Raw genomic sequence first — 22,970 nt, 5'->3', positions numbered from 1 at the left:
AACATATTAGGTTCATTGACTTGTAAAAAATCAAAATCATCCTCATTTATTTTATAAGTCATCTTTAATTATGCTATTAACTCCCCCTTTAGGGGGTTGGGGGGTTAGATACTCGATAAAGCCTTCAAATTCCACTCTTTAATTTCTTCGATGGTAATGCGTTCTTCGTAAATTGCTTTTCCAACTACTACACTTCTAATTGGGTATTTGGCCAATTCATAAATATCTTCCATAGAACTTACACCACCTGAAGCAATTAATTTGATCATTGGAGAGTGTTCAAGCAATTTTTCATATAAATCGACTGCTGCACCTCCTAATTTTCCATCTTTGCTGATATCAGTGCATAAGAAGCGGAAAAATCCTAATGAAAGACATTTATCAACATAATCCATCAGTTTAATCGGCGAGCTTTCCATCCAGCCAGAATATTTAATTACCTCATCTAAAACGTCGATTGCAATTACAATGCGGTTGGCGTAATCGTCTTTTTTAGCAAAAGCCTCGCTTAACTGTGGTAAAAATTCAGGATTGGTAATGGCTTGTGTACCTACAATTACGCGGTGAATTCCGGCATCTAGTAAATTCGTTACCTGCTCAATGGTTCTGATACCACCGCCATACTGCACTTTCATTTCAGTTTTCTTGATGATTTCGAAAAGCGTTTTTTGATTACTGAAATCACCTTTGGCTCCATTCAAATCAATAATATGGATAAAATCTGTACCATTTGAACGGTATTTTTCTATCATTTCGGGGATAGAAACATCATATTCCGTTTTTTGGTTATAGTCACCTTCACGAAGACGGACCACTTTTCCATCCAAAATATCAATAGCAGGTATTATGTACATTTTATAAGCTTAAGTTTGAAAAATTTTTTAATACTAATTCGCCGGCTTTTCCCGATTTTTCGGGGTGGAACTGAACGCCGTAAAAATTATCTTTTTGTACCGCTGCCGAAAACTTTAATCCATAATCGGCAGATGCGATGTCAAAAATAGGGTTATATTCAATAAAGTACGAATGCACAAAGTAAAATTGTGTATTATCTTCAACACCTTCAAATAATGAATTGCTTTTTGGGCTTACTGCATTCCAACCCATATGTGGTATTTTGATATTCAGTAGCTTATCGAATTTTTTGGTTTTAACCGGAACAATGTTTAAAAGTGCTGCATCGCCTTCTTCCGAATGTTCGGTTATCAGCTGCATGCCCACACAAATTCCAAGAACTGGTTTAGTTAATTTTTTAATCGCTTCCACCAAACCTGTTCCCTTTAATTTTTCCATGGCAGCACCCGCATGGCCAACGCCTGGAATGATAATATGGCTATATTTTTCGAGGTCACTTTCAGTATTTACCATTCCGTAGGTCACATTTAAGCGGTCTAAAGTAGCGGTAAGGGAGAAAATGTTTCCTGCTCCGTAGTTTACTATTCCAATCATAGTTTTGTATTTCAGATTCCTTTTATTTATGAGGTTTGAAAATGAAAGTCAGCTTTTCATAGGGCCTGTAGTCCCGCTATCGCTTATAGTCCGCTCCCGATGAAAAATCGGGATGCGGGCTATTCCGCTCTATCGGGTTTATTTAACAGCGGATGGGCTTCAAAACCCTCCGCCCTAAACCTTTCAGCCTTTCACCTTTCTTACAATAGTCCCTTTGTGCTCGGTAATACCATTTTCTCTGCATCGCGTTTTATGGCCATTTTAATGGCTTTTGCGAATGCTTTAAATATAGCTTCAATTTTATGATGCTCATTATCGCCTTCTGCTTTTATGTTTAAATTGCATTTTGCAGCATCACTGAACGATTTGAAAAAATGATAAAACATCTCTGTAGGCATATCTCCAACCTTTTCGCGTTTAAATTCAGCATCCCAAACAATCCAGTTTCTTCCTCCAAAATCGATGGCTACCTGGGCCAAACAATCGTCCATTGGCAAACAAAAACCATACCTTTCGATGCCTAATTTATTGCCTAATCCTTTAGCAAAGGCTTCACCCAATGCAATACCAGTATCTTCTATGGTGTGGTGTTCGTCAATATGCAAATCGCCTTTCGCAATTATCTCCAAATCAACACTTCCATGTCTGGCAATCTGATCAAGCATATGATCGAAAAAGTTTAAACCAGTTTCAATTTTTGCTTTTCCTGTCCCGTCCAGATCAAGGTTAATGGTAATATCTGTTTCGTTGGTTTTACGCTCATGGTGAATCTTTCTGCTTCCTGCTTTAAGCAAATTGTAGATATCTTCCCATTTCTTGGTTTCCAAAATGATTACATCTAACAGCGTTTCATGTTTATCAAGTGCTTCAGTTGAACCCAATGCATCATTCTGGCGCAGAAAAATTGCTTTAGCCCCTAAATTCTTTGCTAAAACCACATCATTTAAGCGATCGCCGATCACAAAGGAATTTTTTAAGTCGTAATCTTCGCTAAAATATTTGGTTAATAAAGCAGTACCTGGTTTGCGGGTAGGCGCATTATCTTTAGCAAAAGTTCTGTCAATCACGATTTCGCTAAAATGAACACCTTCGCCAGCAAAAGTATCCAACATAAAATTATGGATCGGCCAGAAATTTTCCTCAGGATTTGAAGCAGTACCTAATCCATCCTGATTGGTAACCATTACGAGTTCGTAATCCAGCTCGGCTGCAATTTTTGATAAATAATATAATGATCGCGGATAAAATTTAAGCTTTGCAAAACTATCTACCTGTTCATCATCAGGTTCGATATTTAACGTTCCATCGCGATCTATAAATAATACTTTTTTCATTTTAAAAATTCTCTAGAACAGTTAATAGTTTGTCGTTTTCTTCTTTTGTACCCACGGTAATTCTTAAACATCCTTCACATAAAGTTACTTTAGAACGGTCGCGTACAATGATGCCTTGCTCAACTAAAGTATCATAAATTTTCAGTACATCGGTAACTTCTGTCAGGATAAAATTAGCATCAGAAGGATATACTTTGTTAACAATATTTAATGTGGTTAATGCTTTGCTTAAACGGTCTCTTTCTGCAACAGATTCTTTAATCCAATCGTTCACCTGAGCGATGTTTTTTAAGGCTTCAAAAGCTAAATCCTGCGTGGCCTGATTGATGTTGTAAGGTGGCTTAATTTTGTTCAAAACATCGATCACTTTTGTTGATGAAAATGCCATCCCCAAACGTAAAGCGGCGAGCCCCCAAGCCTTAGAAAAAGTTTGTAAAACCACCAGGTTTCCGTACTCGGTTAACTCCTGGATAAACGTCTTTTGGCGGGCGTAATTTATGTACGCTTCATCCACTACAACGATGCCATTAAAGTTGGCTAAAATGGTTTCAATATCTTCGCGGTTTATCGAATTCCCGGTCGGATTATTGGGCGAACAAATGAAGATTAATTTGGTGTTTTTATCAATGGTTTCTGCAATCTTTTCCATATCCAACTGGAAGTTTGGAAGCAGGCTCACTTTGCGGATTTCTACATCGTTAATGTTGGCCGAAACTTCGTACATTCCATAAGTTGGTGGCAGCACAATTACGTTATCTTTCCCTGGATTACAGAATGCACGAAACAACAAATCTATCGCTTCATCGCTGCCGTTTCCTAAAAAAGTATTTTCAATTGGTACGCCTTTTATTTTGCTGATTGCATCTTTTAAATCGAGTTGCAAAGGATCAGGATAACGGTTATAATTTGCTGGTAGCGGCGAACCATAACTGTTCTCATTTGCATCTAAAAAAACAGATGCCTGCCCTTTAAATTCGTCCCTCGCAGTAGAGTAGGGGCGAAGGTTTTTTATATTTTCTCTTACTAAATCGTTAATGTCCATTTTTATATTTTTATTCGTCACTCTCAATTTAGTTCAGGGACTTGTTAGGTGCTGAACTAAATTTAGCACGATGCATATTGAAGATAGTGATCTAATCTAATTTTTAAGTCTTATAGTTACTGCATTCTTATGCGCATATAATCCTTCTGCGTCAGCAAGAATCTCAACCGTATTGCCGATGTTTTTTAGCCCTTCCTGAGACAGGTGCTGAAAAGTTATTTTCTTTAAAAAAGCATCTGTTGATACGCCGGAATATGCTTTTGCGAAACCACTGGTTGGTAAAGTATGGTTTGTTCCTGAGGCATAATCGCCAGCACTTTCTGGTGTAAGGTTGCCTAAAAACACAGATCCTGCATTTGCAATTGATGGAATCAGGCTTTCAAAATGCTCAGTTGCTAAAATCAGATGCTCTGGAGCATATTCATTTGAAAATTTCATTGCAACATCCAGGTTTTCAGCTAAAACCGCATAAGAATTTGCTATGGCCTTAGCTGCAATTTCTTGCCGTGGTAAGATAGTGAGCTGATTTTCAATTTCTTTTAAGGTATCAACGATAATTTGATTTGAAGTAGATACCAAAATTGCCTGGCTATCAACACCATGTTCGGCCTGAGCAAGTAGATCTGCAGCAACAAATGACGGATTGGCAGTTTCATCAGCGATGACCAATACTTCCGAAGGACCTGCAGGCATATCAATAGCTACCTTATTTTGAACCATTGTTTTTGCCGTTGTAACGTAACGGTTGCCAGGGCCAAAGATTTTATATACCTGAGGTATGCTTTCCGTTCCGAAAGCCATTGCAGCCACTGCCTGTGCACCTCCAACCAGGTATATTTTATCGATTCCCAATAGCACAGCGCAGTAAGCTAAATAACAATTGGTTTTACCATTACTTTGCGGAGGAGAACATACCACAATATGTTTACAGCCGGCAATGATTGCCGGAGTGGCAAGCATTAAAAATGTGCTCGGTAAAACTGCTGTTCCTCCCGGAATGTAAAGTCCAACTTTTTCAATTGCCCTCGATTCGCGCCAGCATACAACGCCCGGCATTGTTTCAATTTTATCTTCGTTTTTTAATTGCGATTGGTGAAAAGCTTTGATGTTTTGATATGCTGTATCAATTGCTTTTTTCGCATCGGCAGGGATAGTAGATGCGATTGATTCCAATTCTTCTGCATCTAAAAACAGTTTGTCCAAATCAACCTTATCAAATGCTTTTGCAAAGTTGAAAAGTGCCTGGTCACCATCTTTTTTTACCGTGCTGATGATGTCAGTTACCCGTTCTTCAACCAGTTTATCGTCTTCAATCTGCCTTGAACAAAGTTCTTCAATTTTTGATTCAGATAAATCTTTATAATTGTAGATTTTCAATGTTTTATAATTTTAAATTAACTAATAGTTAATATGAATTTAAACGATTTTACTTAATTATTTTCTCAATTGGCATTACTAAAATTCCTTCGGCACCAGCAGCTTTTAAACTGTTTATTTTATCCCAGAAATCTTCTTCGGCAATTACAGAATGCACGGCTACCCAGTTTGGTTCGAACAGCGGAACAACTGTTGGGCTTTTAACACCTGGCAATAAATCCACTACTTTTTGAAGGTTATCTTTTGATACATTTAGTACCACGTATTTGTTAGATTTTGCACTGAGTACTGAGCGGATGCGTTGAAGCAATTCTGCAACTTCAGGATTGTCGGCGATTGATTTGTTTCCGATTAAAACCGCTTCAGATTGCATTACATCGGCAAAAGGTTTTAGGCCATTGCTCTTTAATGTTCCGCCTGTAGAAACGATGTCGAAAATGGCATCACTTAAGCCCAAGCCCGGACCAATTTCCACCGATCCTGAAATGGTTCTGATGTCAGATTGTATGCCTTTTTCGTTTAAGAATTTTTCGAGGATAACAGGATAAGAAGTAGCGATGGCTTTGCCGTTTAACTCTTCAAGATTTTGGATATTACTTGTGGCCTGAACTGCAATTTTTAAAGTACACTTTCCGAAGCCTAACTTTTGAAGATAATCTACTTCGGCTTTGGTTTCTACAATAACATTTTCTCCCACTATACCTAAGTCGGCAATACCATCTTGTACATATTCTGGAATATCATCGTCGCGGAGGAAAAGAATTTCTAAAGGAAAATTGGTAACGGTTGAGATGAGTGAACTTTTGTAGTTTTCGAAAGATAAACCACAGTTTTTAAGTATTTCTACAGATTTTTCGTTTAACCTACCCGATTTTTGGATAGCGATTTTAAGTGTTTTCAAAGTATTGAATATAGAGTGAACAAGAAATTATTTTACGGAAAAAAGTTTTGAAGTACAAAACAAACATATCATATCGCCTATCGGCGATGGTGTAAATGTAAGTGATGGTTCAAAGTTAAATTCATAAATTATTTCTGCCAGTATCAATACTTTAGCTGATATGCGATGGCAAATATAGCGTTTGAAATGGGAAAACAAAAAATAATGGCACTTAATTTGCCATTATCGTGTTTTTATTGCCAACAACACTTATTTTGTATCATAAAATTAACATTTTGAAAAAGTTTCGCTTTCTAATTTTACCGTTTATTTTGTTTATTTCTGCCTGTGGATGGTTTAAAAGCCCGCCCGAGATCGGTAAAGTGTTATCTGAACATTTTAAAAATAAAATTTACAAAGATTTCGATACTGTAGCTTATGATAGCATTTTTGTAAAGACAATGGACAGTCTTTCGGCTAAATTTGTTAATCCTAAAACGATTAAGGCTTTTTATGCCAATAATTATACACAGCCAAGGCTGGTAACTCAATTCTACATCAATGGTGAATTAGATTCGCTCGTAAACTATTTAAATCAAAGCCAGGTACACGGTTTCAACCCTAAAATTTTTAAAGGTGAAGAAATTAAAGGTTTACTGGATGAATTAACTGCAAATAAATTTAAAAAAGTTGATGAAAGTTATCCTTTAATTGCCAAACTGGAGCTGTTATCGGCAAATGCCTATTTAAATTATACCAATTACCTCAAATACGGAGTGGTTAATCCGCGTGCAATTTTTTCGCGTTATTACATCAAGGTTAAGCGTCCGGATAGCATGGGAATGATTAATTTTTTAAACAGTAAAAGCCTTGTTGATAGTTTAAGATCTGTTCAACCAAAATCAGCGCAATATAAAGCGTTACAATCAGCATATTTAGCGGCAAATAGCGAAGATGAAAAGCGTATTTTACTTTTAAATATGGAAAGATTTCGCTGGAAAATGCCGGAGACGGGAGATAACTATGTGCAGGTAAATATTCCTGATTTTAGATTAACCTGGCTGGATAAAAAAGATACCGTAATTTCGATGAAAGTATGTGTAGGTGGCAAGCGCGAAAATGGATATGAAGAGAAGTTAAAAGCCTTTGCAAAATCGGGTAATTTGGATGATAAACCTAAGAACCACGAAACGCCATTGTTGTTCAGTAAAATCAATTCTATTCAGGCCAATCCAATCTGGAATATTCCGGTAAGTATTGCACAAAGTGAGATCTATTGGATGGCCCGAAAAGATCCTTTTTATTTATCTAATAGTAACATCAAAGTTTACTATAAAGACAAACTGATTGGAGAGCCGGATACAATCAATTGGAGCAAGTACTCGCGTGATAAATTACCCTTCAAATTTAAGCAAGGTTCGGGTGGTGGAAATGCCTTAGGGAAGTTCAAATTTATCTTCGATAACAGCTCTAGTATTTACCTTCACGACACCAATAATAAAAATGGATTTAACCTTACTAACCGGGCCATCAGTCATGGTTGTGTGCGAATAGAAAAACCGCTTGAATTTGCCGAACTTTTGGTAAAGGATTCTTACACTTATGATAAGCTTAGGGCAGAGGTAGATTTGCCACCGATCGATAGTACACATGTAAAATGGTATAAAAAACGGATGGCGCAAAAGGCAGATACCACCAAAGCTTTTCAACTTAAACCAGCATGGTTCGGACCGAAAAAAGTTGTGCCATTAATTATCACTTATATTACGGCCTGGGCGCAAAATGATAAGATTGAATACAGACCTGATGTTTATGGTATGGATGAAAAACTTTGGGCTGCGATGAAAAAGTATCGCTAAGAAAGCTTTATTTTGCAAAATGGAAGAAACCCCTGCATTCAATAATCAGGCTGATATCGTAAATAGTGCCATTAGATTTATAAATTCTTGGTTTAAACAATCGAAGGCCATCACCAACGAACTGAATGATTTTTTTATCCTCCCGGGTAATAAAATTATCGGCAAGGATGTAATTATTGGACGTTTAAAAGGTGTGTTCGGTCGTTCTGATGAATATGTTGGCGGTAGATATGATATTATCGATGTTAATTTTGAATTGATGAACGAAGGCAAAGGTATGGGCTTTGTTGAAGGCGTAGCTGGTTATAGAGCTGTTATCCAAAAACAATCAAAAATTATAAGCGGGCCTTTCAAACTTTACTTTGCACTATATAACGGCAGCTGGAAAATTGTAAATATTGAATTTCCGGGGTTTAGTTATTGATTGGGTTAATGATTTACAATTAACCTTATCACTATAACAGTATAAATAATTATATTTGTACCAATATGGTACACTTAAATTAAATTTATGTTAGTGGTAAGCAGTAGAGAATTTAGGGAGAAACAGGCTGAGTATATGGATATGGCCGATAATGGAGAACAGATTATTGTTCAAAGAGGTAAAAATAAAGCATATTCAATAACCCCAATAACCAATGATGACATTTATTTTTCAAAAGAGATGGTCGAAAAAATTGAAAAATCACTTGTGCAGGCAAAAAATGGAAAAGTTACAAAGGTTACAGGAAGAGATGCTTTAGTAGATTTTCTTAAAGATTTATAATGTATAGCCTAGAGTTCACTCCTCAGGTAATAGAGGATCTTAAGTGGCTAAAGAAAACAGATCAAAGTGCTTATAAAAAGGCTCAAAAATTATTATTGGAACTTATTGATCATCCAACCAGCGGCACAGGGAAGCCTGAACTAAAAAAATATAAATTATCAGGCTTGTATTCGAGAAGAATAACCCAAAAACATAGACTCATTTATCAAATAAATGATGAAACAATTAGCGTATTGGTTTTATCTGCTGCTGGTCATTACAACGATAAATAGATCAATTTCTAAATGTTAACAATATTCACCATCAAAACATTGATAATAATAAATAACGAAAGTTATTCGCAGTTCCATAATTTTTCTATCTTTGGTTTTTAATGAATTTCCTTTATCCGGGCTCTTCTTTTTCGCACTATTATCGGTTGCCATTCCGGTTATCATTCATTTATTCAATTTCAGGAAGTTTAAAAAAGTTTATTTCTCTAACGTTCAGCTTCTAAAAGAGGTAGAACAGCAAAACTCTTCCAAAGAAAAACTTAAAAACCTGTTAATACTGCTTTCGAGGATTTTGGCTATTGTGTTTTTGGTGCTGGCATTTGCCCAACCCTATATACCAGAGCAAAATCAAAAAACAGCTGCCGCTAATAATTTCGTGAGCATATATATCGATAATTCTTACAGTATGGAAGCCATCAATAAAGATGGTAACTTGCTTGATGAAGCGAAAAGAAGAGCCAAAGAACTCATAAAGGGTTTTGGTATCAATGATCGTTTTCAACTGCTAACCAATAATTTCGAAGGGAAACACCAACGACTTTTAAATGAGGAAGAATTTTTAAAAGCCCTTGATGATGTAAAAATCTCTGCAGCGAATAGAAACCTGCAGCAAATTCTGAACCGGCAAGGAAATATTCTGACCGGAGCAAATAACAAATACAGTTTTTTAATTTCTGATTTTCAGAAAAATATTTCAACGACTAAAAAGCTAGAAACCAAAACTGATATTCAATATTCATTTTTAAAACTGAATGCCAATACATTACCCAATGTTGCAGTTGATAGTGTTTGGGTGCTTTCGCCAAATCATCAACCTGGTGCAAATGAGCGATTGGTTGTACAGTTAAAAAATTATTCAGAAGAAGAAGCAAAAAACATCCCCTTAAAATTAAGCATCAACAACCAACAAAAAGGTTTAGGTGCTGTAAGTATTCCCGCTGGTAAAACAGTTAAAGATACCTTGAACTTTTCCGGATTAAATGCAGGATGGCAAAAAGGCATCATTAGCATTAAAGATTTTCCGGTAACTTTCGATGATACCTTATCATTTAGTTTTAAGGTAGACGAAAGTTTTCCTGTATTAAGTATTAACGGGCCTGGTGCAGGCAATTACATTAAAGCACTTTTTGCCGCCGATCGTTATTACAAATTAACCGAAAATGCTGAAAGCAATGTTAATTATAGCAATTTTGCCAACTATGGATTAATTGTTTTAAATGGGCTAAAAAATCCATCAACGGGATTGGCACAACAGTTAAAAACTTTTCTTAATGCCGGTGGGTCTGTGGTTCTGTTTCCTGATTTAGATGCTGATATTCAGGATTACAATTCATTTTTAACTGCTTTATCACTTCCTGCCATTCAAACACTAAATACTACAGCAACAAAGGTTGATCAGATCGATTTGCAAAATCCGATCTTCAAAACTGTTTTTGAAGAAATTCCAAAGAATTTAGATCTGCCAACTGTTAACCGTTATTATTCTTTTGTTGAGAAAAATACCTCCAATAAAGAAGACATTATGTTATTGCCCGGCAGGAAACCTTTTTTCTCAAAATATACAGTTGGTAACGGACAGGTTTATTTATCAGCTTCTGGCTTAAATGCCAATGAAGGAAATCTGGCCCGTCATCCGGTTTTTGTGCCTTTAATTTACCGCTTAGCCTTAAGTGGAGGAAATGAAACACCTTTATATTACAATCTGGGCAATGATAATGCCCTGGCCAGTAAAAAGATTACGTTGGGTAAAAACCAAAGTTTAAAAATTACCGCAGACCATTTCGAAGCCATTCCCGAAATCCGTCAGTCAGATGGGAAAACACTGATTTACATCGCCGATCAAATAAAAAATGCGGGTTTTTATAACCTGAAACTTGCTGACTCATTAGTTGCTGTTTATAGTTTTAACAGTGGCAGAGCCGAATCTGATATGCATTATTTGAGTAAGGCAGAACTTGATCTGTTGGCAGGTAAAAGTAATTTGAAAATATTCGATACCGATAAAGATGCCATTAAATTAATTGCCGGTGCCAATAAAATCGGCCGAACTTTATGGAAACTTTGTCTAATTTTGTCGCTGATTTTTATTGCAGCAGAAATTTTGCTCATCCGATTTTTTAACAACACAAAAAAAACAATATGAATCTCCTGGTTAAAAATGTAACCATTGCCGATCCGCAAAGTAAATTTAACACTCAACAATGCGATGTTCGGGTAGATAATGGTAAAATTAAAAACATAGGTAAATTAACTGCCGATAAAAACGAAACGGTTTTTGATGCTCAAGGTGCCTTTTTAACTCCAGGTTTTTTCGATCTAAATTGCGTAGCCGGCGATCCGGGGTTCGAAACCAAGGAAGATATTAAAACCTTAACCGCTACAGCAAAGGCTGGTGGTTTTACCGGATTGGCTTTATTACCACAAACAAGCCCGGTTGTACAGTCAAAATCTCAGGTAGAATATGTAATTAACAGGGCAAAAAAACAACTTGGTTGATGTTTTTCCGGTAGGGGCAATAAGCCAGAACCGTGAAGCAAAAGAACTTGCCGAACTTTTTGATATGCAGCAGGCTGGTGCTGTAGCTTTTTCTGATGGTGATAGGGCCATACAGGATGATGGTTTTATGAGCCGTGCTTTGCAATATGCCAAAGGTTTCGATGCACTTTTAATGGTTTACCCCGAAAATAAATCCATTGCGGGGAAATCGCAAATAAATGAAAGTAAAAACTCAGTGCTTTTGGGCATGAAGGGTTTACCCGCACTTGCTGAGGAAATGCATATTGTACGGGATATTTTCCTGGCAGCTTATAACGATACTAAAATTCACATCAGCAATATTTCTACCGCAGGTGCAGTAGCATTGATCCGCAAGGCAAAAAAAGATGGGGTGCAGGTTACCTGCGATGTAACGGCGCATCACCTGGTATTTACAGAAGAACTTTTAAGTGATTTTGATAGCAATTACAAAGTTAAGCCACCACTACGGGGAAAAGCAGATTTAAAGGCACTAATTGCCGGTTTAAAAGACGGAACCATTGATGCGATAACTTCGCAGCACCGACCAGAGGAAATTGAATTTAAAAATGTGGAGTTCGAAATTGCTCATTATGGCATTATAGCTTTGCAAACTGTACTACCATTGTTAATAAAAGCAGGTTTGGATATTACTTTAATTGCGGAGAAATTGGCTATAAATCCACGTAAATTGTTAAATTTAGCTGTTCCGGTAATAGAAGAAGGAGCTGAAGCTAACTTTACCGTTTTCAATACGACAGAAAAATGGTTGTATAATGCTGCAAGTAATTATTCAAAGTCGGCAAACAGTCCGTTATTGGATACTGAACTTACAGGAAAAGTGAAGTTGGTTTATAATAACAATCAGTATTCGGAAAGTTAGTTGAAAATATTTGGCTGTCATTATCATGGATAGTTGCTGAACTAAATATTGCATGATCCACTATTGACATTAAAAATCCTTAAATCCAAAAAATCTTAATCATGGATAACAGAGTAAAAAAAGCGCTGAGCGCAACCATTAATAAATATGCTGAGGTTTCGGCAACCAACGTAGAAGGTTTTGAGACAGAATTATTGGCTGCTTTCGAGCTAGATGTTAATTTTTTAGATAAAGCGGCTGCTTTCGATGCGGTTTTTGATGCGCATCCTAAATTTGAAGAACTACGTGAAGTATTTTTCGATTTATTAATGGTAAACTTCTTTAGCAGCGATGTACAGAAACTGGAAGAAGATTACCTGGAAAGTGATGAATGGGCAAATATAGAAGAAGATACCATTGATAGGGGAACAGAACTCTTAAACCTTCTGTTGTATATTAAAGAATGCAAGGATGAAGATTTAGATCCCGAATTGGGCGATTTCTTAAAAGAATTTTTGTTGGTGGAGGATGATGAGTTTCAGGATGAATTTGAGATTTACGAAGAACTGATCAGCAATCAGCAATTGGCCGAAAGCAGTGTAGAAGAAATTTGCAAAACGGCAGCTACGCTAAATATCAGCGAAGAAATGCAAGAATTATTTGTTCCTTTTATGGCTTTTTTCCTTGATGTAGAAGGTAGTGCAGAAACAACTAAAGAAATAATTCAGTTTAGCCGTAACAAATCATTCGATTCTGCTACTTATATATTAATTACAACAATTAATAACTAAATTAAATTAATCATGGAACAACAGATACTTCAGGAAGAAAAGAAACCCAATGCATTGGCATTTCAAGTAGCAATTGCTTTTGCCTTTTACACTTTAGCATTAATATTCATCATGAACCTGCTTGGTGTAAGTGCGCAGGTAGAAGGTACACCAATTTGGCAAAAAGTAATTTCAGTTATCCTGTCGTATGGTACTTTTATTTTGGCAATTTACTACGCTCAGAACAAGCATAAAAATGAATTGGGTGGTTTTATAACTTACGGTAGAGCATTTTCTGCCGGTTTTAAAGTAGCTGCGTATTCAGGCCTTTTTATTGGTTTATTAATGATGCTCTATTATGGCGTTATAGATAAAGGTGCATTACAAAATATTTTGGATATTCAAATCAAAGCCGCAGGGGATAACGAACAGACACTTAAAGGGGTAAATATGATGAGCAAGTATATGATCTATATGATTGCATTCGGATCTGCTATAACCTATACGCTGATTGGTTTGGTAATTAGCTTAATCACTGCCGCAGTAATAAAAAAAGATAGAGTTTAATTTCCTTATAAATTTTGAACGTGCAGGTTTTATCATTTAATTTGATGAAATTTGCACGTTTTAATTTAAACAAACCTCGCATGTTTTTAAAATTTGCGGGGTTTATGCTTAAAAAATGGATATATCAGTTGTAGTACCCTTATTTAATGAAGATGAATCTTTGCCAGAATTAACGGCTTGGATTGATAAAGTGATGACAGACAATAACTTTAGTTACGAGGTTATTTTGGTTGATGATGGCAGTACCGATAGATCTTGGGAGGTAATTGAAGAATTAAGGCTTCAAAATCCTGCCATAAAAGGCATTAAATTTAGGCGTAATTACGGTAAATCTGCAGCACTAAATGTAGGTTTTGAAGCTACACAGGGCGATGTGGTAATTACCATGGATGCTGATTTACAGGATAGTCCGGATGAAATTCCTGAATTATACCGAAGGATTAGAGAAGAAAAACTCGACATTATATCCGGTTGGAAAAAGAAACGTTACGATCCGATTACAAAAACAATCCCTACAAAATTATTTAATGCAGCTACCCGCAAAATGAGTGGCATTGAGCTGAATGATTTTAATTGTGGATTAAAGGCTTACCGAAGCGATGTTATCAAAACCATAGAAGTATATGGCGAAATGCACCGTTATATTCCGGTAATAGCCAAATGGGCAGGATTTAGTAAAATATCAGAGCAGGTGGTAGAACACCGAGCCCGTAAATATGGCACAACAAAATTTGGTTTCAGTAGGTTTATCAATGGCTTTTTAGATTTACTTTCCATATTTTTTGTTGGTAAATTCGGTAAGCGGCCAATGCACTTTTTTGGCTCTTTGGGCGTATTGAGTTTCTTTTTAGGAATTGTAATGTCGCTTTACGTACTTATAGAAAAACAGATTTTAATCTGGAAAGGCTTACCTTATCGTGATGTAACCGATCAGCCTTTGTTTTATTTGTCACTGGTTGCCATTGTTGTAGGATCGCAGATGTTTTTAGCTGGTTTTATCGCCGAGCTATTATCACGCAACGCACCAGAAAGAAACCAGTATTTAATAGAAAAAGAAATTAAATAAGCTGAAAGACTAAAGCTTAAAGCATAAAGCGCTTTGGTCTTTAGTCTTTTAGCTTTCAGCTTAAAGACATGTTTTTCTCCATCCTTATTCCCCTTTATAATCGTCCACAGGAAATAGACGAGTTATTAAATACCTTAACTAAACAAACTTATTTGCAGTTTGAAGTGCTGGTTATTGAAGATGGTTCCAAAAACGATGCGAAGGCAATAGTAGCCTCTTATGCTGATAAACTGGATATTAAATATTTTTTTAAGGAAAACGCCGGACAAGGTTTCGCACGTAATTTTGGTTTTGAACGGGCTACAGGTGATTACTTTGTAATTTTCGATTCGGATTGTTTAATCCCTTCAAATTACCTCGAAACGGTTAAAAATTATTTATACGAGCATCATTTAGATGCTTATGGTGGCCCTGATGCTGCGCATGATAGTTTTACTGCCTGTGCAAAAAGCAATCAGTTACGCCATGACATCACCTTTCACCACTGGTGGTATCCGTGGAAATAAACAGCATGTAGGGCAGTTTCACCCCCGTAGTTTTAACATGGGTGTATCCCGCCATGCTTGGGAAAAGGTAGGTGGTTTTATATTAACCCGATTGGGTGAGGATATTGAGTACAGCATCCGGATTCATGAAAACGGCTTTAAAATCGGCCTGATTCCAGAGGCAAAGGTTTATCATAAACGCAGAACAAGTTTTAGCCAGTTTTATAAGCAATTACACTTTTTTGGAAGGGCAAGAATTAATATTTATAAACATTTTCCAAAAGAATTAAAGCTTGTACACTTTTTTCCAGCATTATTTACTTTAGGCTTTGGTTTCACTATTTTGTGTAATTTTATTTATCCACCGCTGGCATATGTTTGTAACTTCTTCTTATTGATTTACTTTATGTTGATATTTTTTCATTCATGGTCTGTAAATAAATCTTTAAAAGTTGCATTTTTGAGCATTATATCTTCATTTATCCAATTAACCGCTTATGGTTTAGGATTTATTCAGGATTTATTTAAACGAGTGGTATTTAAACAACAATGATCAATTATCTAAAAGAAAGTACGTTCGCCGTTAATGATGTAATGCAAAAGGCATGGAGCATTACCAAGAAACACTATTTCTCGATTGCTACGCTATGTTTTTTAATGTTTATTACGGCAAGTGCATCAAGTTTAATGGCCTTTTTTATAAAGGACGTAAGCAAAGCGCTGAGCGTTATTATGGTAATTATTTTTGTATTGCTTTATTTTACCATCAACCTTTCGCTGTTTAAATATATTTTTCATTTAATGGATGATGAAGAAAACGATGTAAAAATTGTTGATACACTGCCAACGAGGCAGCAAATTATTAGATTTTTAGTAGCCACTCTTTATTTTGTAGGTTGCATCCTTGGTGTTTACCTGGTGGTTATACTTGTAGCTTTTCCATTCATTTATACAGGAATTAATGTTGCTATTGTGAAAAATGTAGCCATTTCGGTTGGTATCATAGCTATTTTTATTACCTGGTTAAGAATTTCATTTTTCCCGTTTTTTATCATCGATAAAGGTGCAACACCATTTGATTCGATTAAATTGAGTTTAGCTACTACTAAAGGAAATTTCACTAAAATTTTATTGTTATTGGTTGTTTTAGGTGGGGGATATTTAATTTATTTATTGCTAAACTACCTGCAATGGCCGCTTGTTGCTTTCATTGTAAATATTTTAAGTTCATTTATAATTGTTCCGCTTTCCAGTGTAGCATTAACGGTTGCATACCGTAAAATTTCGGGTGAGTATAAAGGCGATGTAGGCATCCGGATATTTTGCATAATATCGTTTAACCCCCTAAACCCTGAAGGGGGTGAAAATCAGATTAGAAATTTATGGAAAAAGAACAGAACCATAGAAAGGAAAAGTCCCCTTCAGCGGGGTGGGGGCTTAAAGCATCATTAAGTAAGCCCTTTGCGGCATTTGCAGTTTGGCAGATTAACAAATGGAAGCATAATGCCGTTATATGCTCAAAATAAGATCCTGAAAAAGCTTATTGAGGAGGCCAGACATACAGCGTTTGGGAAAGACCATCATTTTTCCGATATTAAAACCTATGATGATTTTAAAAAATATGTTCCTGTTCAGGATTATGAAGGACTAAAGCCTTACGTAGATCGTGTGGTGGCAGGAGAACCGGATGTACTATGGAAAGGGGAAACCACTTTATTTTGCAAAAACATCAGGCACCACATCAGGTGTAAAATATATCCCGCTTTCGAAAGAATCGATGCCCGAGCACATCAAAGCTGCCCGTAATGCCATCCTAACTTATATTCATGAAACTGGCAATGCCGATTTTGTAAACGGAAAAATGATTTTCTTACAAGGAAGCCCGGTTTTAACTGTAAAAAATGGAATTAATGTAGGCCGTTTATCAGGAATTGTAGCCCACCATGTGCCCGCATACCTGCAAAAAAACCGATTACCTTCTTACGAAACCAATATTATTGAAGATTGGGAACAAAAAGTTGATGCCATTGTGGAGGAAACCCTCAATGAAAATATGACCTTGATTTCGGGATTCCACCTGGTACAAATGTATTTTGACAAACTTTCAGAAAAATCCGGTGGAAAGAAAATAGGCGAAATATTTAAGAATTTTAGTCTTTTTATATATGGTGGGGTAAATTTTGAGCCTTACCGTGCTAAAATTGAGCAAAGTATCGGCAAAAAGATAAATGCGATAGAAACTTATCCAGCTTCTGAAGGATTTATTGCTTATCAGGATTCGCAGAGAGATAAAGGCTTACTCTTGTTGGCTGATGCAGGTATTTTTTATGAGTTTGTGCCTGCCGATGAATATTATAATGATAACCCGACAAGATTATCACTTGGAGAAGTAGAATTAGCTATCAATTATGCATTGATTTTAAATACCAATGCAGGTTTATGGGGCTACAGCATTGGCGATACAGTGAAGTTTGTATCGAAAAATCCTTATAAAATTGTAGTAACTGGCCGGATAAAACACTTTATTTCAGCCTTTGGCGAACATGTAATTGGCGAGGAGGTTGAGCAGGCAATTTTGAGTGTTGCAAACCAAGAGCAGGTAGAAATTACAGAATTTACAGTTGCGCCTCAGGTTAATCCAGCGTCTGGGCAACTGCCTTATCATGAGTGGTTTGTAGAGTTTTCGTCTGCACCAAAAGATATGGTTGCGTTTAGCAAAAAAGTTGATGAGGCTTTGCAAAAGAAAAATATTTATTACTTTGACCTGATTGAAGGAAACATCCTACAGCCATTGATTATACGTACTTTGCAAAAAGATGCTTTTGTAAATTACATGAAAAGTGAGGGGAAACTAGGCGGACAAAATAAAGTGCCGCGTTTAAGTAATGATCGGAAACTGGCAGACGGGTTGGAGAAGTATATTGTTTAGTTAATCTTACTCGATTCGTATCTTCACGAAACGAAAAAAATGATTTGTGGAAACACGAACCATGGCAATGAGGGTTGGCCATCTTATTAAGCAAAACAGATTGCATCAGTTCGCTCAAGTTCAGCTTCGCAATGACGAAGTACAGCGAGAAGGATAGGGGCAAGCGGACAACAAAAAAATTAGATAAAATGCTTAATTAAACTTAAGCACCATGATATTAAAAGAATTTGAAAAGAATAACAATACTTGGTTCTACAGGCAGCATAGGTACGCAAGCACTTGAAGTTGTTAGAGACCACCCTACAGTTTTTAAAGTAACGGTATTATCTGCGCTAAAAAATTCGGAATTACTGATAGAACAGGCATTGGAATTTAAACCCGATGTTGTGGTAATCTGTGATGAAAGCAAATATATTGAAGTAAAAAATGCCTTATCTGCGCTAAATACCAAAGTTTTGGCTGGCGAAGCTGCTTTATCCGAAGTTGCTGCCTACCAGGAAAGCGATGTGGTATTAACTGCCTTAATGGGATCAGTAGGGCTAGAGCCAACCATTACCGCTATAAAAGCAGGGAAGGATATTGCGCTTGCCAACAAAGAAACTTTGGTGGTAGCCGGAGAATTGATAACGAAACTGGCCATTGAGCATCAGGTTAAAATTTTACCTGTAGATTCTGAACACTCGGCAATATTTCAGTGTTTGGTTGGCGAAACGCAGAATGAAATCGAAAAAATCTATCTTACCGCTTCGGGTGGTCCATTTTTAGGTAAAAGCAAAGATTTTTTATCAACTGTAAAAAAAGAGCAGGCGTTAAAACATCCCAACTGGGTAATGGGAGCAAAAATCACGATCGATTCTGCTTCTTTAATGAACAAAGGTTTAGAGGTAATTGAGGCGAAATGGCTGTTTGATCTTGATGTAAATCAGATTGATGTAATTGTTCACCCACAATCCATTATCCATTCTATTGTGCAGTTTACCGATGGTTCGATGAAAGCACAACTGGGTGTTCCGGATATGAAACTGCCCATTCAATACGCTTTAAATTATCCCGATAGGCTAAAAAACGATTTTAAGCGTTTTAACTTCTTAGATTACCCAAATTTTAGCTTTCAAAAAGCCGACATGGAAACCTTTAGGAATTTAGAACTTGCATTTACTTCTTTACGAAAAGGGGGGAACATGCCTTGTATTTTAAACGCGGCGAATGAAATTGTTGTAGCGGCATTTTTGAATGATAAGATCGGTTTTCTGCAGATGAGTGAAGTTATTGAACAGTGTATGGCTGAAATCAGTTTCGTGGAAAAACCGCAATTGATCGATTATTTAGAAACTGACAAACATAGCCGTATCTTAGCCGGCGAATTAGTAACAAAAAATATAGTTTAACATCTAACATAAAAATTTTATAAGAAAATATGAATGGATTGATTATGGCGGGGCAGCTGCTGCTCGGATTGTCTTTATTGGTAATATTACACGAATTAGGGCATTTCTTGGCAGCCAGGGCATTTGGTATTAAAGTAGAAAAGTTTTATTTGTTTTTTGATGCATGGGGTTTCAAACTTTTCAGTTTCAAAAAAGGTGATGTTGAATATGGTGTGGGATGGTTACCACTTGGCGGTTATGTGAAAATTGCCGGAATGATTGATGAAAGTATGGATACAGAGCAAATGGCTCAACCTGCGCAACCATGGGAATTCCGCTCAAAACCGGCCTGGCAACGCTTAATTGTGATGCTTGGTGGTATTATCGTAAACGTAATAGTTGGTATTTTTATCTTTTGGATGCTGACTTTTAATATCGGACAAAATTATACGGTTAATAGTAAATTAAATGATGGTATTTCTGTTGGTGCAATCGGTAAAGAAATTGGTTTAAAAAACGGAGATAAAATTCTAGCCATTAATGGCAATAAACTGATCCGTTTTGAGGATGCGATATCAAGTAAAGTTTTATTTGATGGCGCGCAGTTAACCATTTTAAGAGGTAACCAAACACTTTATATTTCCGTTCCGGATACCATTTTAAATAAGATTTCTAAAAACGATAAGGAGAATTTTATTTCTCCGCGTTATCGGATGGAAAGTGTAGATAAAGTGAGTGCACCGGATGAGAAAGCTGATAAACCTTCGTTCTTTGATAAACTATTTGGACGGAAATTTGAAAAGCCAGTTTACCCGGCCTATGCTGCGGGCATTAAACCCGGCGATAGTATTTTATCGGTTAACGGCAAACAGATTACCTTTTTCGACCAGTTTAAAGAAGAAGTTTCTACAAATAAATTAAAACCAATTACCATTAATGCCTTGCGCAAAGGCAAAGCAATTACATTCGATCTTAAAGTAAGCAAAGATGGCACAATTGGAATTGGCCCAAATTTAAAAATGCCCGAAACTGCACACGTGGATTTCGGTTTTATCGAATCGCTCCCTGTTGGTGCAAATATGGCATGGAGTACTTTTTTAGATAATGCAAAAGGTATTGGTAAAATGATTACAGGGAAATTAAGTGCCCGTAACATTAGCAGTCCGATTGGAATTGCCAAAGTATATGGAAGTACTTTTGATTGGGTTAAATTTTGGACGCTAACGGGATTAATTTCTATGGCATTGGCATTTATGAATTTATTGCCTATACCTGGGCTTGATGGGGGCCATGTGGTGTTTCTTCTAATTGAAATGGTACAACGGAAGCCTGTAAGCGAAAAAGTGTTGGAAAAGGCCCAAATCGTTGGTTTTGTAATCCTGATTTGTTTAATGGTGTTTGCTTTTGGTAATGATATTTTAAAATCTTTCGGTAAGTAAAATCAAATTGATATAATTGCCGCAGATGCACAGATTGGAATCTTCAATCTGAACATCTGCGGCTTTTTAATTTTATAAGTATCATGAGCGAAGCAGTACAACAACCTAATTATTTCGAATTTTACGATCTTCCCATACAGTTCAAACCAGACCAAAATGCTGTAAAATCAAAATTTTATGCTTTAAGCAAACAGTTTCATCCCGATTTTTATGCCAATGAAAGTGAAGAGAAGCAGCAGGAAGTACTCGATCTGTCAACTTTGAACAACAAGGCCTACCAAACACTAAGCAATGCTAAAAAGTGCTTAAAATACGTGCTAGAACTAAAGGGAATTGTAGAAACTGATGAGGCTTACCAACTTCCCCAATCTTTTTTGATGGAAATGATGGATGTAAATGAAGTTTTAATGGATTTGGAATTTGAGCCGGATGCAGAAAAGCTTGAGCAGGTAAAAAGAGATGTTGCATCAATAGAAGAAGATTTGGCAAAGGAATTAAATGATCTTATCAATCAGTTCGATAGCAACCCTGAAGCATCTGATGCATTGTTACCTTCAATAAAAGATAATTTTTACCGCCAAAAATACATTGATAGGATTAGGAGAGCGACTGGTGAAATAGGAGTGGATGGAAGATTTTGGATGGAAAATGGATTAGGAAGTTAGGCTGTAAAGTCAGGTAGCAAAGGTCTTAAGATCAAGTCGTAAACCTTCTACCTTCAACTTCTTTAAAACACTCAATTGTAAAATCATTTTTTAGTTTTTGTTAACCAGTGGCTTTATTTTACTTTCGGAAAAACAATCAGATCAATGAATAGCTCCCTTTCTATTTTTCGTAAAGTAGCCGTAGCAGAAGGTATATCCTATTTGCTCTTGTTATTTGTAGCCATGCCTTTAAAATATTTTGCAAATTTACCTTTATATGTAAAGTATACCGGTTGGGCACACGGATTATTATTTGTGTTGTATGCAGCTACTTTAATTTTAGCCTGGCAAGAGCAAAAATGGAAGTTTGGTAAAGCTGTTTTGATCTTTTTAGCATCACTTTTGCCGTTTATGCCCTTCGTGGTAGACCGCAAATTGAAAGATGAGCGACCAAAATAATTGTGCTTCAGTGAGTTAAAATTAATTAAAAATAATTTTGTGAATTAGGGTTTCGTTATCTACATTTGCAACCCCGTCCAACAAGAATGCCCGGATGGCGGAATTGGTAGACGCGCTGGTCTCAAACACCTGTGGGAAACCGTGCCGGTTCGACTCCGGCTCCGGGTACTAATCCCTCTCTAAATCACTTAGAGGGGGATTTTTGTTTTTTATTCACTTTTTATCTCTTGGAACAGAATATTATGATGTATAAAATTCTGTTTATGGATTATTTCTTAGCGAAAACTAATCTTGAAACTTTGGATCAAGTTAACAATTTCCGTGTTCGTTGATATAATTAACCCTTAGCTAATAGCTTCAAATATGTAAAAATTACGCCACTGTGCTCCGCTTCGTGATAGATGGCCGCTTGTCAGTGCTTGAAGATGATTTTTTACTTGAAATCCTATAGGTAACTCAAAAGGCTGGTAATTGACAAATTTTCTGGATTTAAGATCTGATTCAAGAAGGTCAACTGTTTCAATAAGAAGTTGTTTAACCTGATTAACATCGGGGTTAATTTTCCAGGAATTGGGAGATGATCCAATCTTGAAAGATTCCATAAATTCTTTAGGAACATGCATTGGTAATCCGCTACGCATATACATGTGTCTCTGTTGTGATGTAATACAATGACCTATTTGCCATATTATATTGTTATTAAATCCCTCTGGAATTTTAAATAATATTTCATGATTAGTTTTATCTATTAATTGGCGTAGCCTAATTCTACTCGCTCTTAAAATTTTACATGCAAAATCTTCGTTAATCATTTAAATTGGTATAAGTATTTAACAAGGGAAGAAATCGCAATCATCTCTAAAATAATCTTCTAACTCTTAAAGTTCAA

The 22,970-nt window shown here is 36.3% G+C and carries 20 protein-coding genes, 1 tRNA gene and 3 pseudogenes; 17 read left to right on the top strand and 7 right to left on the bottom strand.

Annotation, left to right across the window (positions count from 1 at the left end; translation table 11 throughout):
- Positions 1–104: 104 nt before the first annotated feature.
- The 6 genes from hisA to hisG all read right to left on the bottom strand — a co-directional run bounded on the left by hisA (position 105) and on the right by hisG (position 6,103).
- A complete protein-coding gene (gene hisA / locus AC0IWE_RS12090; RefSeq protein WP_055914524.1) occupies positions 105–854 on the bottom strand; it encodes a 1-(5-phosphoribosyl)-5-[(5-phosphoribosylamino)methylideneamino]imidazole-4-carboxamide isomerase in 750 nt (249 codons plus the stop codon).
- A gap of 1 nt (position 855) precedes the next feature.
- Positions 856–1,449 carry an imidazole glycerol phosphate synthase subunit HisH gene (gene hisH / locus AC0IWE_RS12085; protein WP_471793265.1) on the bottom strand — a complete coding sequence of 198 codons (594 nt, stop codon included), beginning with the start codon at positions 1,447–1,449 and terminating at the stop codon, positions 856–858.
- A 200-nt stretch (positions 1,450–1,649) separates the two neighbouring features.
- A complete protein-coding gene (gene hisB, locus AC0IWE_RS12080; protein ID WP_471793264.1) occupies positions 1,650–2,783 on the bottom strand; it encodes a bifunctional histidinol-phosphatase/imidazoleglycerol-phosphate dehydratase HisB in 1,134 nt (377 codons plus the stop codon).
- 1 nt (position 2,784) lies between these two features.
- Positions 2,785–3,825: a histidinol-phosphate transaminase gene (gene hisC, locus AC0IWE_RS12075; protein WP_471793263.1), complete on the bottom strand. Its 1,041-nt coding sequence runs from the start codon at positions 3,823–3,825 to the stop codon at positions 2,785–2,787.
- A 96-nt stretch (positions 3,826–3,921) separates the two neighbouring features.
- Positions 3,922–5,202 carry a histidinol dehydrogenase gene (gene hisD / locus AC0IWE_RS12070; RefSeq protein ID WP_471793262.1) on the bottom strand — a complete coding sequence of 427 codons (1,281 nt, stop codon included), beginning with the start codon at positions 5,200–5,202 and terminating at the stop codon, positions 3,922–3,924.
- Between the two features lie 49 nt (positions 5,203–5,251).
- Positions 5,252–6,103: an ATP phosphoribosyltransferase gene (gene hisG, locus AC0IWE_RS12065; RefSeq protein ID WP_055914504.1), complete on the bottom strand. Its 852-nt coding sequence runs from the start codon at positions 6,101–6,103 to the stop codon at positions 5,252–5,254.
- Between the two features lie 275 nt (positions 6,104–6,378).
- Here hisG and AC0IWE_RS12060 point away from each other — a divergent pair, with 275 nt between their 5' ends.
- The 17 genes and pseudogenes from AC0IWE_RS12060 to AC0IWE_RS11980 all read left to right on the top strand — a co-directional run bounded on the left by AC0IWE_RS12060 (position 6,379) and on the right by AC0IWE_RS11980 (position 22,249).
- Positions 6,379–7,941 carry a L,D-transpeptidase family protein gene (locus tag AC0IWE_RS12060; protein ID WP_471793261.1) on the top strand — a complete coding sequence of 521 codons (1,563 nt, stop codon included), beginning with the start codon at positions 6,379–6,381 and terminating at the stop codon, positions 7,939–7,941.
- Positions 7,942–7,960: 19 nt separating this feature from the next.
- Positions 7,961–8,365, top strand: a complete 405-nt coding sequence (locus tag AC0IWE_RS12055; protein WP_055914500.1) for a hypothetical protein — start codon at positions 7,961–7,963, stop codon at positions 8,363–8,365.
- Positions 8,366–8,452: 87 nt separating this feature from the next.
- Positions 8,453–8,707: a hypothetical protein gene (locus tag AC0IWE_RS12050; RefSeq protein WP_471793260.1), complete on the top strand. Its 255-nt coding sequence runs from the start codon at positions 8,453–8,455 to the stop codon at positions 8,705–8,707.
- Entirely contained in the window at positions 8,707–8,979 is a 273-nt protein-coding gene (locus tag AC0IWE_RS12045; RefSeq protein WP_471793259.1) for a Txe/YoeB family addiction module toxin, read from the top strand. Before AC0IWE_RS12050 ends, AC0IWE_RS12045 begins: the two co-directional genes overlap by 1 nt.
- Positions 8,980–9,070: 91 nt before the next feature.
- The gene (locus tag AC0IWE_RS12040) at positions 9,071–11,122 is read left to right on the top strand and encodes a BatA domain-containing protein (protein ID WP_471793258.1); all 2,052 of its coding nucleotides are present in this window, start codon (positions 9,071–9,073) and stop codon (positions 11,120–11,122) included.
- Positions 11,119–12,376 (top strand): annotated as a pseudogene (locus tag AC0IWE_RS12035) (dihydroorotase). Before AC0IWE_RS12040 ends, AC0IWE_RS12035 begins: the two are co-directional and overlap by 4 nt.
- 101 nt (positions 12,377–12,477) lie before the next feature.
- A complete protein-coding gene (locus AC0IWE_RS12030) occupies positions 12,478–13,146 on the top strand; it encodes a hypothetical protein (RefSeq protein WP_471793257.1) in 669 nt (222 codons plus the stop codon).
- A gap of 12 nt (positions 13,147–13,158) precedes the next feature.
- Entirely contained in the window at positions 13,159–13,692 is a 534-nt protein-coding gene (locus tag AC0IWE_RS12025) for a DUF4199 domain-containing protein (protein ID WP_055914488.1), read from the top strand.
- Positions 13,693–13,807: 115 nt separating this feature from the next.
- The gene (locus AC0IWE_RS12020) at positions 13,808–14,758 is read left to right on the top strand and encodes a glycosyltransferase family 2 protein (RefSeq protein ID WP_055914485.1); all 951 of its coding nucleotides are present in this window, start codon (positions 13,808–13,810) and stop codon (positions 14,756–14,758) included.
- Between the two features lie 68 nt (positions 14,759–14,826).
- Positions 14,827–15,796, top strand: a pseudogene (locus AC0IWE_RS12015) (glycosyltransferase family 2 protein).
- A complete protein-coding gene (locus tag AC0IWE_RS12010; protein ID WP_471793256.1) occupies positions 15,793–16,695 on the top strand; it encodes a hypothetical protein in 903 nt (300 codons plus the stop codon). Before AC0IWE_RS12015 ends, AC0IWE_RS12010 begins: the two are co-directional and overlap by 4 nt.
- Positions 16,626–18,172: pseudogene (locus AC0IWE_RS12005) on the top strand (GH3 auxin-responsive promoter family protein). Before AC0IWE_RS12010 ends, AC0IWE_RS12005 begins: the two are co-directional and overlap by 70 nt.
- A 227-nt stretch (positions 18,173–18,399) precedes the next feature.
- Positions 18,400–19,560: a 1-deoxy-D-xylulose-5-phosphate reductoisomerase gene (locus AC0IWE_RS12000; RefSeq protein WP_471793255.1), complete on the top strand. Its 1,161-nt coding sequence runs from the start codon at positions 18,400–18,402 to the stop codon at positions 19,558–19,560.
- A gap of 29 nt (positions 19,561–19,589) precedes the next feature.
- Complete coding sequence (locus AC0IWE_RS11995; protein ID WP_471793254.1) at positions 19,590–20,978, top strand: site-2 protease family protein; 1,389 nt, start codon at positions 19,590–19,592, stop codon at positions 20,976–20,978.
- An 83-nt stretch (positions 20,979–21,061) separates the two neighbouring features.
- A complete protein-coding gene (hscB, locus tag AC0IWE_RS11990; RefSeq protein WP_471793253.1) occupies positions 21,062–21,643 on the top strand; it encodes a Fe-S protein assembly co-chaperone HscB in 582 nt (193 codons plus the stop codon).
- Between the two features lie 144 nt (positions 21,644–21,787).
- Positions 21,788–22,081 (top strand): DUF3817 domain-containing protein, encoded by a 294-nt coding sequence (locus AC0IWE_RS11985; protein ID WP_471793252.1) that lies wholly within the window; start codon positions 21,788–21,790, stop codon positions 22,079–22,081.
- Positions 22,082–22,169: 88 nt separating this feature from the next.
- Positions 22,170–22,249, top strand: a tRNA-Leu gene (locus tag AC0IWE_RS11980).
- A gap of 176 nt (positions 22,250–22,425) precedes the next feature.
- Here the strand turns inward: AC0IWE_RS11980 and AC0IWE_RS11975 are convergent.
- Positions 22,426–22,893 carry a DinB family protein gene (locus AC0IWE_RS11975; protein ID WP_471793251.1) on the bottom strand — a complete coding sequence of 156 codons (468 nt, stop codon included), beginning with the start codon at positions 22,891–22,893 and terminating at the stop codon, positions 22,426–22,428.
- Positions 22,894–22,970: the final 77 nt, after the last annotated feature.

This window comes from Pedobacter sp. AC402, from assembly GCF_979252805.1.
The sequence above is the reverse complement of the archived record's forward strand: the minus strand, read 5'-3'. Positions and strand labels throughout refer to the sequence as shown.